The sequence below is a fragment of the Huintestinicola sp. genome, from assembly GCF_051882455.1.
Classification (GTDB): domain Bacteria; phylum Bacillota; class Clostridia; order Oscillospirales; family Ruminococcaceae; genus Huintestinicola.
Genome location: NZ_JBJERV010000027.1, coordinates 1 through 3,061 on the forward strand (window position 1 = coordinate 1; position 3,061 = coordinate 3,061).

The 3,061-nt window shown below is 49.8% G+C and carries 2 protein-coding genes and 1 pseudogene; all 3 read left to right on the forward strand.

The features are described 5' to 3' along the window. A pseudogene (locus ACI4J0_RS03545) lies at positions 1 to 1,804 on the forward strand (DNA-directed RNA polymerase subunit beta'); the annotation flags it as partial. A 224-nt stretch (positions 1,805 to 2,028) separates the two neighbouring features. Further along, the gene (rpsL, locus tag ACI4J0_RS03550; RefSeq protein ID WP_439764442.1) at positions 2,029 to 2,451 is read left to right on the forward strand and encodes a 30S ribosomal protein S12; all 423 of its coding nucleotides are present in this window, start codon (positions 2,029 to 2,031) and stop codon (positions 2,449 to 2,451) included. Positions 2,452 to 2,615: 164 nt separating this feature from the next. After that, positions 2,616 to 3,061, forward strand: a 446-nt coding sequence (gene rpsG, locus ACI4J0_RS03555) for a 30S ribosomal protein S7 (RefSeq protein WP_439764443.1), incomplete at its 3' end; no start/stop codon positions are given.

Consider the following 3,061-nt stretch of genomic DNA (forward strand, 5'->3'; position numbering starts at 1 on the left):
GCAGTTTGATCTTGAGATAGACTTCCTCGTTAAGAAGAAGCAGCTTTCGGATATCATCGAAAGATGTATCAAGACTCACGGCACTACGACCACTTCCGAAGTTCTCGACAGAGTAAAGGCTCTCGGATTTAAATACTCAACTAAGGCTGCCATCACCGTTGCTGTATGCGACGCTGAAATTCCTAAGGAAAAGGCTGCTATCCTTGAGGCTGCCGACAAGCAGGTCGAGAAGATAAACGCTATGTACCGCAGAGGCTTTATCTCTGCTGCAGAGAAGTCCAAGCGCTTCATTCAGATCTGGAACGGCGCTACAGACGATGTTACCGAGGCTCTGAAAAACGGTCTCGACAAGTACAACCCCATCTTTATGATGGCGGACTCCGGTGCCCGTGGTTCTATCAACCAGATACGTCAGCTGGCAGGTATGAGAGGTCTTATCGCCAATACCTCCGGTTCCACCATCGAAATGCCTATCAGAGCTAACTACCGTGAAGGTCTTAACATTCTCGAATACTTCATTTCCTCCCGTGGTGCCCGTAAGGGTCTTGCCGATACGGCGCTGCGTACTGCGGACTCCGGTTACCTTACAAGACGTCTCGTAGACGTTTCTCAGGACGTCATTATCCGTGAGGAGGACTGCGGTACCGACGAGGGTATCGAGATCTACACCATCAAGAACGGCAACGAGATGATCGAGCCTCTCCAGGAAAGACTTCTGGGAAGATACCTTCTCGAGGACCTCTACGATCCCGCAACAGGAAGTCTCCTTATCAGCAAGAACAAGCTCATTACCGACGCTGACGCCAAGAAGATCGTTGACGCAGGCGTTGAGAGAGTCAAGATACGCTCCGTTCTTAACTGCCACGCTAAGCACGGCGTATGCGCTAAGTGCTACGGCGCGAATATGTCCAACAACAACCTCGTTGCTGTTGGCGAGGCTGTCGGCGTAATCGCTGCTCAGTCCATCGGTGAGCCCGGTACTCAGCTTACCATGAGAACCTTCCATACGGGCGGTATCGCGTCTGCCGAGGATATCACACAGGGTCTTCCCCGTGTCGAAGAGCTGTTCGAGAGCAGACGTCCCAAGAATGCGGCTATCATTGCTCGCTTCGGCGGCAAGGTCAGCATGACCGAGATAAAGAACACCAGAAACGTTATCATCACCGACCCCGAGACAGGCGACGAGGAATACTATCCCGTTCCCTACGGCTACAAGATCAAGGTACACGAGGGCGATACCGTTAACAAGGGCGACGCTCTTACAGAGGGCTCCGTTAATCCCGGAGATATCCTTGAGATACTCGGTCAGCAGGCTGTTCAGAACTACATCATCACCGAGGTCCAGAAGGTTTACCGTCTCCAGGGTGTTGATATCAACGACAAGCACATCGAGGTCATTGTCCGTCAGATGCTCAAGAAGGTACGTATCGAGGATGGCGGCTCCACATTCATGCTCCCCGGAGCTGTGGCTGACCGCAAGGAGATATTCGAGGAGAACCAGAAGCTCAAGGCAAGAATGGACGCAGGCGAGGAGGATATCAGACTCATCACCTTCAAACCCATTATCCAGGGTATCACAAAGGCTTCCTCCAACTCCGACAGCTTCCTGTCCGCAGCTTCCTTCCAGGAGACCACAAGGGCTCTTACAGACGCTGCTATCAAGGGCAAGAGCGACCACCTTCTCGGACTCAAGGAGAACGTTATTATCGGTAAGCTTATCCCCGCAGGTACCGGTATGGACGTTTACAACAACGTTCAGCTGGTCAAGACCGAAACGGCTCCCGAGCATACCGTGCTTCATTAAAATATCACTCAGGGCAGTCCCGAAAAGGGCTGCCTTGTTTGTTAATTTGCCCTATTTAAAGGGATTTGACTCCGTTCTCAGTTGTAAAAAGCGACAAAAACATTTTTTAACTCCCGAATTTGTATAAAATGCTTGACAAGCGGGGAAAATGCGTGTATAATAATAAAATGTGTGATGGTATAAATTCGTACCGACCACGGAAATCTATGAAAGGAGATGTATCAATGCCTACCTTTAATCAGTTAGTTCGCAAGGGAAGAGACGTTATTGAGAAGAAGTCCACTGCTCCCGCTCTTCAGAAGGGCTACAATGCCAAGAAGAAGGTTGCTATCGACCTCAGCTCACCTCAGAAGAGAGGCGTTTGCACCGCTGTAAGAACCGCTACCCCTAAGAAGCCTAACTCCGCTATGAGAAAGATCGCCAGAGTTAAGCTCACAAACGGCAACGAAGTTACAGCCTACATTCCCGGTATCGGACACAACCTTCAGGAGCACTCTGTTGTTCTCATCAGAGGCGGAAGAGTTAAGGACCTCCCCGGTGTGCGTTATCACATCATCAGAGGTACTCTCGACGCTCAGGGTGTTGCTAAGAGAAACCAGGCACGTTCCAAGTACGGTGCCAAGAAGCCCAAGGCAGGAGCTAAGTAATAGCTTTCTGTAAAAAATTTTTGTAGACTCAGATGAAGCCACACAGCGATCAATTTTTTTATTGTGGAGTATTCATTTTTATATAGATGGACCTCTGCATTGGACGACGTGTCGTGGAAGAAACGAGTACCTATGATATCATTACTATGAAGGAGGGAAGTATTGTGCCAAGAAGAGGTAAAATAGCTAAGCGTGAGGTTCTTTGCGACCCCGTTTACAATTCAGAGATCGTTACCCGCCTTGTCAACAATATAATGCTCGACGGTAAGAAGGGCGTTGCTCAGAAGATCGTTTACGGAGCTTTTGAAATTGTTGCTGAAAAGACAGGAAAGGACGCACTTGAGGCGTTCAACGAGGCTATGGAGAACATCATGCCTCTCCTGGAGGTAAAGGCTCGCCGCGTCGGCGGTGCTACCTACCAGGTTCCTATGGAGGTTAGACCCGAGAGAAAGCAGACTCTTGGACTCAGATGGCTTACTACTTACGCAAGAGCAAGAAACGAGAAGACCATGAAGGAAAGACTCGCAGCCGAGATCATGGACGCTATGAACGGACTGGGCGGCGCTTGCAAGAAGCGTGAGGATACTCACAAGATGGCTGAAGCTAACAA